12 protein-coding genes are annotated in these 12,219 nt (G+C 72.7%); 3 read left to right on the top strand and 9 right to left on the bottom strand.

What is annotated here, in order from left to right; genetic code table 11:
• Window positions 1-33: 33 nt before the first annotated feature.
• On the top strand, window positions 34-1,005 hold the full coding sequence (locus MR1_RS01050; protein WP_067242587.1) for an EamA family transporter: 972 nt from the start codon (window positions 34-36) through the stop codon (window positions 1,003-1,005).
• A gap of 82 nt (window positions 1,006-1,087) precedes the next feature.
• Here MR1_RS01050 and MR1_RS01045 read toward each other — a convergent pair whose 3' ends face one another.
• Both MR1_RS01045 and MR1_RS19960 read right to left on the bottom strand, forming a co-directional pair.
• Window positions 1,088-1,588, bottom strand: coding sequence for an ImmA/IrrE family metallo-endopeptidase (locus tag MR1_RS01045; protein ID WP_067242585.1), 501 nt, complete (start codon window positions 1,586-1,588; stop codon window positions 1,088-1,090).
• Window positions 1,566-2,015, bottom strand: a complete 450-nt coding sequence (locus MR1_RS19960) for a helix-turn-helix domain-containing protein (RefSeq protein WP_169797630.1) — start codon at window positions 2,013-2,015, stop codon at window positions 1,566-1,568. Before MR1_RS19960 ends, MR1_RS01045 begins: the two co-directional genes overlap by 23 nt.
• Before the next feature lie 94 nt (window positions 2,016-2,109).
• On the opposite strand from MR1_RS19960, the gene MR1_RS20675 reads away from it, so the two are divergent.
• The gene (locus MR1_RS20675; protein WP_084344260.1) at window positions 2,110-2,409 is read left to right on the top strand and encodes a helix-turn-helix domain-containing protein; all 300 of its coding nucleotides are present in this window, start codon (window positions 2,110-2,112) and stop codon (window positions 2,407-2,409) included.
• On the opposite strand, the gene MR1_RS01035 is transcribed toward MR1_RS20675, so the two are convergent.
• Window positions 2,361-2,936, bottom strand: a complete 576-nt coding sequence (locus tag MR1_RS01035) for a hypothetical protein (RefSeq protein ID WP_067242580.1) — start codon at window positions 2,934-2,936, stop codon at window positions 2,361-2,363. The two genes, MR1_RS20675 and MR1_RS01035, sit on opposite strands and share 49 nt — an antisense overlap.
• A 390-nt stretch (window positions 2,937-3,326) precedes the next feature.
• On the bottom strand, window positions 3,327-4,301 hold the full coding sequence (locus MR1_RS01030; protein WP_067242579.1) for an acetylxylan esterase: 975 nt from the start codon (window positions 4,299-4,301) through the stop codon (window positions 3,327-3,329).
• 107 nt (window positions 4,302-4,408) lie between these two features.
• Between MR1_RS01030 and MR1_RS01025 the strand changes: the two genes are divergently transcribed.
• Complete coding sequence (locus tag MR1_RS01025) at window positions 4,409-5,218, top strand: DeoR/GlpR family DNA-binding transcription regulator (protein WP_067242577.1); 810 nt, start codon at window positions 4,409-4,411, stop codon at window positions 5,216-5,218.
• An 11-nt stretch (window positions 5,219-5,229) separates the two neighbouring features.
• Here the strand turns inward: MR1_RS01025 and MR1_RS01020 are convergent, their stop codons facing one another.
• From MR1_RS01020 to MR1_RS01000, 5 genes are all read right to left on the bottom strand, one after another.
• Window positions 5,230-6,117: a LacI family DNA-binding transcriptional regulator gene (locus MR1_RS01020; protein ID WP_255218059.1), complete on the bottom strand. Its 888-nt coding sequence runs from the start codon at window positions 6,115-6,117 to the stop codon at window positions 5,230-5,232.
• Between the two features lie 68 nt (window positions 6,118-6,185).
• A complete protein-coding gene (locus MR1_RS01015; protein ID WP_067242575.1) occupies window positions 6,186-8,447 on the bottom strand; it encodes an FAD-dependent oxidoreductase in 2,262 nt (753 codons plus the stop codon).
• A 36-nt stretch (window positions 8,448-8,483) separates the two neighbouring features.
• Window positions 8,484-9,980: a BNR-4 repeat-containing protein gene (locus MR1_RS01010; protein WP_255218058.1), complete on the bottom strand. Its 1,497-nt coding sequence runs from the start codon at window positions 9,978-9,980 to the stop codon at window positions 8,484-8,486.
• Between the two features lie 11 nt (window positions 9,981-9,991).
• Window positions 9,992-11,317, bottom strand: a complete 1,326-nt coding sequence (locus tag MR1_RS01005) for an extracellular solute-binding protein (protein WP_067242573.1) — start codon at window positions 11,315-11,317, stop codon at window positions 9,992-9,994.
• A gap of 48 nt (window positions 11,318-11,365) precedes the next feature.
• Window positions 11,366-12,219: carbohydrate ABC transporter permease (locus MR1_RS01000; RefSeq protein WP_067242571.1), on the bottom strand; the 854-nt coding region annotated here is incomplete at its 5' end.

Below are 12,219 nucleotides of genomic sequence, written 5' to 3'. Positions count from 1 at the left end.
GCGTCACATCCCATGGAGGCATACGCCGATGACATGACCCGCCGGCGCACGACCGGCACCGGTCTGTTCGTCGCGGTCGCGGCCGCGGCGTCGTTCGGGATGTCGGGGGCGTGGGCGCGCGGCCTGATCGACGCCGGGTGGACGCCCGGGGCCGCCGTGACGGCGCGCGTGTGGGTGGCCGCGCTCGTTCTCCTGATCCCCACCGTCCTGGCGCTGCGGGGGAAGGCGCCCGTCGTGCGGCGCAACCTCGGGATGATCGCCGCCTACGGCCTGCTCGCCGTCGCCGCGACCCAGCTCTGCTACTTCCAGGCCGTGGCCGTGATGGACGTCGGGGTGGCTCTGCTCGTCGAGTACACCGCGCCGGTGGCGGTGGTCCTCTGGCTGTGGATCCGGCGCGGGGAGCGCCCGACCGCGCGCAGCGCCCTCGGCGCCGCCATCGCGTTCGCGGGGCTCGTCCTGATGCTGGACGTGCTCACCGGCGCCCGGATCGACCCCGTCGGGATCCTGTGGGCGCTCGGCGCGATGACCGGCGCGGCGGCGTACTTCCTGCTGTCCGGGCGGGCGGACACCGGGCTGCCGCCGATCGCGCTCGCGGGATCCGGTCTGCTCGTCGGCGCCCTCGGCCTGACCGCGGCGGGGGCGGTCGGGATCCTGCCGATGGCATGGACCACGGCCGACGTCGCGTACCGGTTCGGCACGGTGCCCTGGTTCGTCCCCGTGCTCGCCGTGGGGATCCTGGCCACGGCGCTCGCCTACGTCCTCGGCATCGCGTCCACGCGCATGCTCGGCTCGCGCGTGGCCTCCTTCGTCGCCCTGGCGGAGGTCATCGCCGCGCTGCTGTTCGGATGGCTCCTGCTCGGCCAGCTCCCCGGGCCGTGGCAGCTCGCCGGCGGAGCGCTGGTGCTGGCGGGCGTCGTCGTGGTCAAGCTCGGCGAGCCGAAGCCGCCGCCGCTCGTCGAACCGGTGTCCGGGCGGGGTGCCGGCTCGTCCGGCCGGGAGCGGTAGCGCTCAGGGGTGAGGTGGGCGGCGCTCCCCGGGGACGACAGGGCCACGTCCGGGAACCACGCGTCGTGGGGAGGCGTGGTCCTCACCGGGGACTCCTCCGTGGGAGAGGGCGGTCGGGCGCGTCCGACCCGTCCGGCGGCTCCTCCGGCTCCGCGCGCCATGCCGGGTCGGACGGGTCGAAGGGTGCCGCGCGGTAGGACCATTGCCCGCGACCCATGCGCGGGAACGCATAGGAGGCGTCCTCGAGACGGGTCATGCACTGTGTGCGGAACGTGTCCACGATGTCGCGGGTGACGCCCAGCTCGTCCGCGATCGTCGCGGGGTCGGGGTCGATCCGCTCGAGCCTCGCGTACGCCTCGGGGTCCACCAGGAGGAAGGCTGCGAACCGGTCTGCCTGGCGCTCCTCCGAGGCCACGTCCTGGGCCGAACGCCGCCCTGTCCGCGGGTGACCGTGCCGCACATGGCCGAGCTCGTGCGCGAGGACGGACCGGCGCTCGATCGGCGTCAGCCGTGCATCGAGATAGATCGTGCGCTCCTCCGGGAGGAAGCAGCCGAGGAGGTCACCCGGCAGATGGGCGCTCACGACCGCCACGTCCTGTGCCCTTGCGAGGCGGAGGAGCGTCTGCACGGCTCGCCTCCTTGTGCGGTTGGTCGTCCGACTTTCGGGATCCCCGCTTGGCGGCGAGCGGGTTCCTCCGAGTATCGGGTGCCCCTCGGACATCGAGCTCGGTGCCGTCGGAGTCCGGGGCGGCGGGGTCGTACTCCGCGATCAGGCGGTCGTAGGCGGCGTCGATGATCTGAGCCGGGTCGGCCCCGATGAGCTCGCACGTCTCGCAGAGCACGGCGAGAGGCAGCTCCACATGGCCGTTCAGCCATCGGTTGAGCGCGGAGGCGGATCTGTGTGTACGTTCGGCGACGATCTTCGCCGTGAACCCCCGCGTCGTGATCCGTCCCTTGAGCTCGAGACCCACGAACCGGGTGAACTGTAAGGCGCGCTCACGACTGTCCATGGGGAGACCCTATCGCCAGGAATGAGCAATCGCCGTACTCATATCGAGCGTCCCGACGCTTGCGATTGCTCGATCGAGCACTTATCTTGCCTATATGCCCACTCATCCATGCGCCGTCGTCGCAGAGAACGTCAGGGGCGCAGTGACGCGGTCCGGTCTGTCGATCCGGCAGCTCGCGGATCGGACGGACATCTCCTACTCGGCGCTTCGCAGGAAGGTGAGCGGCGACGTGGCATTCTCGTTCGGAGAGCTCTTGCGGATCGCGGAACTGCTCGGGGTGCGGCCCGCGGCGTTGCTGGACGAGGGCGGGGCGCCGGAGCGACCCGGGGCGGGAGAGAGGGCGTCTCACCCTTCCGGCTCAGTGTACCCGCCTTCACCGGTCTCGCCGTCGTAGCGGAAGACGCGCCCGTCCTCGAACGTGATCTCCACCGAGGTGCCGAGCGGCTCCTGCGCGAGCAGGCGCTCCTCGAGGCGCTGCGCGTCCTGCGCGTACTGGGCCTGCGTCTCCTTGTCCACTCCCCAGATCGTCGCGATCTTCATGTCGGTGATGAGGTAGAGGAACGCGGAGACGGCCGCACGGTTGCGTTCCGTGTCGGGGATGCGTTCCCAGAGCGTTCCGTCGTCCCTGGCCTGGCGGTACTGCTCCGCAAGCTCCCCCAGCCGGTCGCCCACGGAGCCGGTGCCGGGGATCTCCGGGTCGTCCGTGAGCGTCGGGTCCGGCTCGGCGGCGTCGGTGGGCGTGGGCGAGAGCGGCGCCACCGGGGTGAGGGTCGGAATCGGCGGGATGGTCGGGAACGGGGCGAGCGGCTCGCTGCTCACGTCGCGCGTGACCGTGAGGATCGTGCTGAAGGCGCCGACCCCCACGATGAGCAGGAGAAAGATCGGCACCGCGATCAGCAGGCCCTTGAGCGTCCCGTTCATCCTCCGGGGCGGCACAGGGAGCGAGGGCGACGCGGGGACGGCGCCCTGATCGAAGGGGAGTGTCCGCGCGTAGGGCGGCAGCGGTGCCGTCGCGGGGGCCGCCGGGGCCGGGGCGGCGGATGTTCGGGGTGCGTTCGCGGCATACGGGGGCAGGGGCTGTCCGGCCGGCGCAGGCGATCCGAGCGGAGTCGGCGACGGCGGGGGTGCCGTGGGGCCCAGCGGCGGAGCCAGGGGCGGCACGGGCGGGAAGCCGTCCTCGCCGTCCCGCGGATCCGCGGTCTCGTTCCCGCTCACCGTCACCTCCCCCGTGCGTTCGGAGGGTGCGCTGCGTCCCCTCCGCCTCGGTCACCCTATCGCGCAGTCCGGACGTTCCACGGGGACCGGCGGCGCTCAGCCCGCGAGCGCGCGCTCCAGGTGCGCACGGCCTCCGCGGATGGCGTCCGCCGTCACGTCCTGCCATCCCGGGTACTCGGCATGACCCGCGGGAAGCACCGCGAGATCGAGCAGGCGCGCCCCGGCGGCGACGGCGAACTGGCCCTGCGGCGGCACGTACTGGTCCCACAGCGCCGCCTCCACACGGACCGGGAGGCCGGCGTACCCGATGCTCGTCGAGGCGTCGAACCACCGCAGCACCTCGCGGGCCTCCGGGTGCCGCCGCACGTGCTGACGGACGGCCTCGCCGCTTCCCAGGCACGGCACGGCGAGGCGTTCGTCGTACTGGCCGAAGCTCGGCACGACGAGGGTGGCGCCGACGAAGCGGTCGTCCCATGGCAGGGCGAGCGCGCCGATGCCGCCGCCGAAGCTCTCGCCGATGTAGTAGAGGGGCAGTTCGCCGACGAGAGCGACCAGGGCGTCGGCGGCCAGCCACAGATCCCGTGCGCACAGCCCGAGGGCGTAGCGCTCGGGGTCGTCGATGCCGGCGAGCACGTGCTCCGATGTGGGCTCGGGCGCCCCGATCCCGGCGTTCAGCGTGCCGAGGCCGCGGGCCACAGGGTAGACCGCCGCGACGTCTTCCGGCACCCGCGCGAGATCGACGGCATCGCGGCCGCCATAGCCGTGACCGTGCACGACGCCCGCGCGCGGGGCCCCATGGCGGGGATGCACGACCCACGCGCGCAGCCGCACGCCGTCCACGCCCGAGTGCTCGACGACGGTCACCCGTCGGCCCTGCGCCTCGGTGGCGGAGAGGACGACGGGGGCGGCGTCCACGGCCGCGGCCTCTCGTCGCCAGCGTCGCCAGCGATCGGCGAAGCCGGGCGGCGCGGGGACGGGGTGCACGGCGCGGAGGTCGGCCTCGCTCCGGCCGTAGCTGCCGTCGAACGCGGCGTCGGGGAACCAGGTGTCGTATGGGGCGGGGAGGGTCATGCGGGGTGAGGGGTCCTGTTCCGGGTGCGGGGCGGGCGGGGGCGGGTCGGCCGCAGCACGTCGCCGGGCCGGGTGGCAGACTGGAGGCTCCATCGGAAGGAGACCGCGTGCTGGTCACGGAACGACGCGAGCGCATCCTCGCCCTGACCCGCGACCGCGGCACCGTCTCGATCGGCGAGCTGGTCGCGATGCTGCGGGTGAGCGAGATGACGGTGCGCCGGGACATCGACCAGCTGGCCGAGGAAGGCGCCGTCGAGCGCATCCGCGGCGGTGTGCGGGCGCGCGGGAACCCGCGTCTCGTGCCGGCGCCGGCGGCGTCGGCGGAGCAGCGCGCGATCGTGGCGACGGCCGCGGGCCTCGTCGAGCCGGGGATGGCCGTCGGCATCTCCGGCGGCCCCACGGCGCTCGCCCTCGCACGGGAGCTCGTGCGCGTGCCGGAGCTCACCGTCGTCACCAACGCCCTCCCGGTCTCCGACCTGTTCTCGCCGCCGGACCGCGCAGACGCTCCCTACACGCAGACGGTGGTGCTGACCGGGGGCGTGCGCACGCCGTCCCAGGCCCTCGTCGGGCCGGTCGCCGTCCGCGCCCTCGAGCACCTGCACTGCGATCTCGTCTTCCTCGACGCCCACGGCCTCGACGAGCAGGCCGGCATCACGACCATGAACCTCCTGGAGGCCGAGACCAACCGCGCGCTCATGGCCGCGGGACGCGAGGTCGTCGTCCTCGCCGAGCACGGGCGCTGGGGGGTGGTCGGGCTCACCACCGTCGCCGACCTCAGCGACATCGACCGTCTCGTCACCGACGACGGGCTCGACGAGACCGCACGCGAGCGGCTCGCCGCTCACGTCGGCATCCTGCACGTCGCGCCGAGGGGCGGCGTCGGCGAGCACGGGCTCGCGACGGCCCTCGCGGACTGAGTCCGCCGCCGTCATCGTGCGGTGCTCGCCCGCGGGATGAGGCGGGCGCCGACCGTCACGTGCCGCACCGGGAGGTCGGCCCCGGGAGGCGCGGAGATCTGCCGCTCCAGCTCCGTGAAGGCGGCGTCCACGAGCCGGGCGTGGTCGGGGGCGATGGTGCTGAGGGCAGGGACGGCGAAACGTGCGGCCCGGATGTCGTCGATGCCGACGACGGCGATGTCCCGCGGGACGTCGCGTCCCTGGGCCTGCAGAGCGGCGAGGGCGCCGAGGGCGACCGAGTCGTTCGAGCAGACGATGCCGTCGAGGTCGGCGACGGCGGTGGCCATGGCTCCGGCGACGCGCGCGCCCTCCTCGGCCGTGAACGCGTCGACCTGGGCGGTGAGGGCGGGATCGGCCGTGATCCCCGCGGCGGCCAGGGCCTCCAGATAGCCGGCGTGCCGACGATCGGCGGCGTCCGAGGGGCGGGCGTCCCGGCGCCCGACGAAGCCGATCCGGCGGCAGCCCACCGCGAGCAGATGCTCCGTCGCGGTGGCGGCGGCCGCGCGGTTGTCGATCGTCACGTGGGTGAACGGGCTCACCTGGATGTGCTCGCCCAGCAGCACGAGCGGGCCGGGGGACGTCCGGCGCGTGAGGTCCGCGACCGTGAGCGAGCGCGGGATGTGGATCAGTCCGTCGATGGGGGGCAGGCCGACGCCGTTGGCGACGTCGATCTCGCGGCCGTGGTCACCCTCGGTCTGCACGATCAGCACGGCCAGCCCGCGCTCGTCGGCGCCGCGCACGATCCGCGAGCCGAGCTCGGCGAAGTACGGCTCCTCGAGATGCGGCACGGCGAGGGCGATGAGCCCGGTCCGGGTGGCGCGCGCGACCGGGAGCACGCGGTCGCCGGGCGCCGTGGTCACGGGCGACCTCCTGGAGGGACGACGGTCTCCGCCGGGGCGACGGATGCCCTTCACGTTAGCGCTCTCCGTCACGATTGCACTCGGAACGCGATCACGCGCGCCTCCGCGACGCCGTTCGTCCGCTCCACCACGAGGCGGGCGGCCGCGAACGGACCGAGGTCCGCCGGCAGCGGGTGCACCCGCAGCCGGTGTCGGTTGTCGCGCTCGACCGCCACGGTCCGCCATTCGTCGGATCTCTCCGGCCGCACCTCGACGCGGTAGTCGCGGACGAGCTGCGGCAGCACCTCGTCGGGGCTGCGGTGGTGGTGCAGGGTGTTGAGCTCGAGGTCCACGTCGTCGTCGAACACGAGGCGGATCTCGGAGGCGGTGACCGGCCGATCCCAGTCCAGTCGCAGCCAGTGCGGGCCCTCCGCCTCCGGATCCGACGCCCAGAGGTGCGGCCCGCCGTAGGGACGGTTGTAGCCCGAGGTGGAGCGCTCCGGCGCCACGGCCTCGGAGGCCGGACTCGTACGGAACGCCGGCACCCGGCCGCGCAGCGGCTTGGTCGGCCACTGCACGAGGAGGCCGTCGCGGTCGACCTCCACGTTGCGGTCGTCGTTGTCGACCCGGTGCACGAGGGTGAGCACTCCGGGCGGCAGCGCCGAGCAGAGGTGTACCTGCACCTGCGGATTCGCGCGCAGCACGACGATCGCGTTCTGTGGCTCGCCCGGGGAGAAGGGGGTCTCAGCCCGCACCCAGGACGGGCCTCCGGCCGGGACCTCGACCACGGTGCGGTGCTCGAGCACGGCGGGCACGACGTTCTGCGGTCGGCCCGTGGACCAGACCTCCACCGTGACCTGGGTGTCCGTCTCGGCGCTGAGCAGCAGCTCGGTCGTGTCCAGGCGCGGGTGCACGGGCACGACGATGCCGAGGTCGTCGACGAGCGTGTGCGGGGCCGCGTCGGCCACCGCGCTCGCCGGGGTGCCGATCGTGCGCAGCGTGCTGGACGCCGTGACGACGGCCGTGCGGGCGAGATCGGAGGGATCCTCGTTCGCGACTCCGATGAGGGAGGCGTCGGCGCGGAGCAGCGTCTGCCGGAGTTCCGCACGATGGTGCTCGTACAGCTCGCGGGGCGTGGCGTCGTGCGTGTAGCAGAGGGCGGCGGCGGTGCCCGCGGCCTCGCCCATCGCCGCGCACGTCGCCATGACCCTGGCGGCACCGAACGCGATGTGCGTGGCCGAGACGTCGCGACCCGCCATCAGCAGGTTGTCGACGTTGACGGAGTACAGCGAGCGGAACGGGATCTCGAAGACGCCGTCGGAGAAGCGCTGCACCGCGCCCGCCCCCGTCGCGTACATGCCCTCGGCGGGATGCAGGTCGATGGACCAGCCGCCGAACGCGACGCCGTCGTCGAACGAGGTCTGCCCCAGGATGTCCTGCTGGCGCAGGGTGTAGTCGCCGATGAAGCGGCGGTACTCGCGCTTGCCGGGGAGGTTGCCGATCCACTCCAGGGTCAGGTTGTCGGCGTCGAACTCGCCCGAGTTCTTGATGTGATCCCAGATCCCGAGGATCACGGAGCGCAGCTCGTCGCGGATGGCCTCATTGTCGTCGACGATGTCGAGCGTGCCGCCCCACTCGATCCACCAGTAGTGCGCGCCGCTGTCGCCGCTGCGGATGATGCGCGACGAGGGGATCGGTGTGGTCGAGATGTCCTTCGCGCTCTCCGGCGCGACGTACTTCACCGGGTGCCCGAGATCCTTCGTGTAGAAGAGGAGCGTCGAGCCGAGGAACTCGCGCACCGGCTGCTCGGGGGCCCAGTCCTCGCCGAACTCGCTCCGGCTCTCCTTGCCCAGCCGGTGTCGGGCACCGACGAGCCGGCCGACCAGGCCGTCGCCCGTGCAGTCCAGGAACAGCGGCCCGCGGAAGACCGTGCGGATCTCGGAGCCCATGGTCCAGCCGGTGACCGACCGGACCCGACGGGCGTCGTCGGGCCCGGTCGCCTCGGCCTCCAGGACCTCCGTGTTGAGGAACAGCGTGAGGTTGGGCTCACGGCGCACGATGTCGAGCACCACGTCGTCCCAGTACACGGGATTGCCCTCGGGGTTGCGGAACTGGTTCTCCCGGTACATCTCACCGATGATCCCGGTCTCCCGGGCCCATCGCTGGTTTCCGTGTGCGGTCGCCCCGCACACCCAGACCCTCACCTCCGAGGAGGAGTTGCCGCCGAGCACCGGCCGGTTGTTGATCAGCACGGTACGTCGGCCGAGGCGAGCCGCCGCGACCGCGGCGCTCACTCCGGCGAGGCCGCCGCCGACGACGATGATGTCGGCTTCGACGGTCTGGGTGCGCATGGGGTGGGTTCCTTTCGGGAGGGGTGGTGGTGCCGCTCAGGGGGCGGCGATCGCGTCGATCTCGGAGCCGCGGTCGACGTCGGCGGCGGAGTCGGACGGGTCGCCGCGGAGCGGGGATGCGGTCGCGGTGCCGCCGAGGGCCGTGGTCGCGCCGCCGGCATCGCAACCGAGGGCGGCCACGATGTCGGCGACCGTGCTGGCGCCGGCGTGGCCGTCACGCGGGATCTCCGCGTGCCGCAGCGTGCCGCCGCCGGGGACCGTCGGGGCGCTGAGGTACACGATGTCGGTGCCGTCGGCGCGGGTCGCTGCGCGCAGGCGCTGCTGGCCGACGACCGGCTCGCCCACGGTGTCGGCGGTCCATCCGGACGTTCCGGCGGTCAGCAGCACCGTCTGGCTGCGGGTGACGCCGCAGCCCGGCGCCGACACCACGGCGTACACGCGGGTCTCGCCGCTCGCGGTCGTCGTGTCGAGCGCGGCGACGGTCTGCACGCCGCCCCCGAGGGCGTCCGCGTCGATGAGGGTCTCGCTCGTCCAGGCCGTGCCGTTCCACGTGGCCCAGCGGACGTCGAAGGCGTTCTCGGTCTGGTCCGCGTACCGATAGGTCACGCCCACGAGCTCGCCGTCGGCGAGGGCCATCTTCGCGGTCTGCACAGCCGGCACCGCGGCGGCGATGCTCTCGCCGGGCTCGTAGCCGCGCCACACGACCGCGCCCGGGGTGTCCGGACGGATCGGGGTCGGAAGGGTCTGCCCCGCGACGTCGCGGAAGCCGCCCACGGCCGGGTCGTACACCGCGTACGAGCCGAGGTGGCGGTACGGACCGGCGGGCCAGGGACCCCACTCCCACAGCACGTGGATCTTGCCGCTCGCGTCGACCGCGAGGTCGTCGGGGTAGAAGGAGTGGTTCACGGCGGCGGCGATCGTCGTCTCGCGGCTCCACGTCCCGGCGGCGGGGTCGTAGTGGTAGAGCACGCCGTCGCGGCGGGCCTGCGGGTCGGCGCCGATCCGCACCATGAGCCAGACGTCGCCGTCCGCCCCCTGGGCCGTGACCGGGTAGGAGACCGCGGCGCCGGCGTCGGGCATCTCTCCGCTCACGTCGACGAGCGAGGTCGCGTCGTACGGCGCGGTGGAGCGGAAGTACTTCCACGGCTCGTGGTGCATCGAGACGAACGCGTGGATGTAGCCGTCGCCGTCGATCGCGATCGAGGGCTGGTTGTGGCCGTTGTCGTCCGCGTACTCCGCGCAGGCCTCGGTGGCCAGGCGCAGGCAGCCTGAGGTCCACGTGCCGTCGGCGGCGCGGACGGCCAGGTTCACCTGATGCTTCGCGGCCACCGAGCCGGGCACGTTGTAGGCGAAGTACGTCTCGTCGCCGTCGACGACGAGCGGGTTCCACCAGCCGGACTGGTTGGAACTGTCGACCGTGACGGGCACGGTCTCGACGTCGGATGCCGCGGCGGCGGCCGGAGCCGGCACGGCGAGGACGAGTGCGGCGAGGGCGGCGGCAGCGGTGGCGCCGGCCTTCGGGCGGAGCGTCATGGCGATGCTCCTCAGCCCAGCAGCTTCTGCGCTTCGTCGCCGGCCTGCGCCATCGCGTCCTCGGCGCTCTGCTGACCCACGAGGACGGCCTGCACGCGGTCGGCGATCACGGTCTCGATCTGGGCGTACTGCGGGTACTGCCAGAACGGGTTGGTGGTCGCGGTGGCCGTGATCTTCTCGGCGAAGCGCGAGCCGAACGCGTCGGACGCCACCTCCTTCGAGGCCTGCGCCTCCTCGGTCACGGGCGGCAGGCCGCGCAGCGCGTAGTCGCCGAGCACCGCCTTCAGGTCGCTCGTGGCCCACTGGCCGAAGTCCGCGGCCGTGCGGGTGCTGTCTCCGGCACCGCCGCCGACGACGGCGATGGCACCGCCCCAGACGAGCGCGCGCGGGGTGTCGCCGTTCTTCAGCACCGGGCGGGATTCGGGCACGAGCTTGGAGGCCAGGTCGGGGTCCGGGGAGTCCTTCGTGACGGACGCGCGGCCCACGGGGGCGTCGTCGTAGATGGCGGCGCGGCCCTGGGCGAACAGCGAGCGGGCGTCGAAGCGGTCGACGTCGGCGGCGATGAGACCCTGGTCGTACAGCGACTTGTACCAGGTCACCGCCTCGATGCTCGCATCGTCGCCGATCGTGACCGTGCCGTCCTTGACGAGGTCGCTGCCGAACGTCTGCATCCAGATCAGGACGTCCTTGAGCTGGGCGGCCTTGGTCGAGGCGGCGTAGGGGATGAGTCCGCCGCCGAGGGACTTGAGCTTCTTCAGCGCCGCCTCGAAGTCGTCCACGGTGGTCGGGAACGCGGAGATCCCCGCCTTCGTCAGGAGCTCGGAGTTCGTGATGAGCCCGATCGCGCCGATCGTCCACGGGAACGCGTACTGCTTCCCGTCGAGCTGCGTGGCCTCCAGGCTCGACGCGGTGTAGCCGCGGCCCTTCGTGAGCGCCGAGACGTCCTCGAGCTTGCCGAGCGCCGCCAGCGAGGCGAGCCAGGCGACGTCGACGTGCGCGGCGCCGGTGAACTGCCCGCCGCGCACCTGGAGCATGAGCTGCTTGAAGTACTCGTTGTAGGGGAAGGAGACCTCGGTGATGCCGACGTCGTTGGTCTTCTTGTAGCCGTCGAGCAGGGCCCGGGTCGCGGGCGCCGCCGCCTCCTCGGTCAGCGACCAGCTGGAGAAGGAGAAGTCGGAGGCGGTGAAGTCGCCCGCGCCGAGCCCGGCGCTGGGGGAGGAGGACGGACTGCCGCTGCCGCCGCCGCTCGGCATGCAGCCGGCGAGGAGGAGGCCGGCGGCGCCGAGCCCGGCGAACTGCAGCAGCTGGCGACGGGAGACGGTGGTGTTCTCGGACATGGGGGTGCTCTCTTCTTCGAGGGACTGCGGATGAGGGGGTGGTGCGGGTCAGCCCTTGACCGCGCCGGCGGTGAGCCCGCCGACGAGGAAGCGCTGCAGGGCGATGAACGCGATGGCCACGGGGAGCGAGACCACGAGCGAGGCCGCCATGAGCTCCGGCCAGGCCGTGGACGCCTCGCCGATGAAGGTGTTGACGAGTCCCGGAGGCAGCGTCTGCTTGTCGGGTCCGGCGAGCGTGAGGGCGAAGATGAAGTCGTTCCAGCCGCGGACGAAGGCGAACAGGCCCGCGGCGATGAGGCCCGGCGCGGCCAGGGGCAGCACGATCGAGTGGATGATGCGCATCCGCGAAGCGCCGTCGACGCGGGCGGCCTCGATGAGCTCGTCCGGGATGGTGTCGAAGAAGCCCTTCAGCATCCATACGCACAGCGGCAGGGTGAACGTCGTGAACGACAGCACGAGCGCCGTGTACGTGTTGAGCAGGCCGTAGGCCGAGAACACGGCGTAGAGGGTGATGAGCAGCAGCGCCTGCGGGAACATCTGCGAGGCCAGCACGAAGTACATGAGGCTGCGCCGGCCGCGGTAGCGGAACTTCGAGAACGCGTAGCCCATGTACGCCGACACGAGCACCGACAGGATCGCGGTGATGACGGAGACGACGATGCTGTTGCGGAGGTAGCCGAACAGGGCCGGGTTGTTCGCGAGGGCCGCGTACGCCTCGAACGTGACCTCGGTGGGGAACAGCTTCGGCGGGTAGCTGAACACCTCGGTGCGCGGGGTGAGCGAGGTCGCGAGCAGCCAGTACACGGGCAGCAGGGCGAACCCGCCGAACACGACCACGGCGATCCACGCGCTCAGGGCGGAGGCGCGGCGGTCGGCGCGGTGGCGCCGGCGGCGCGGCGCGG

The organism is Microbacterium resistens NBRC 103078 (assembly GCF_001552355.1).
In the GTDB taxonomy this organism is placed as follows: domain Bacteria; phylum Actinomycetota; class Actinomycetes; order Actinomycetales; family Microbacteriaceae; genus Microbacterium; species Microbacterium resistens.
This window is presented reverse-complemented; position numbering and strand designations above follow the sequence as displayed.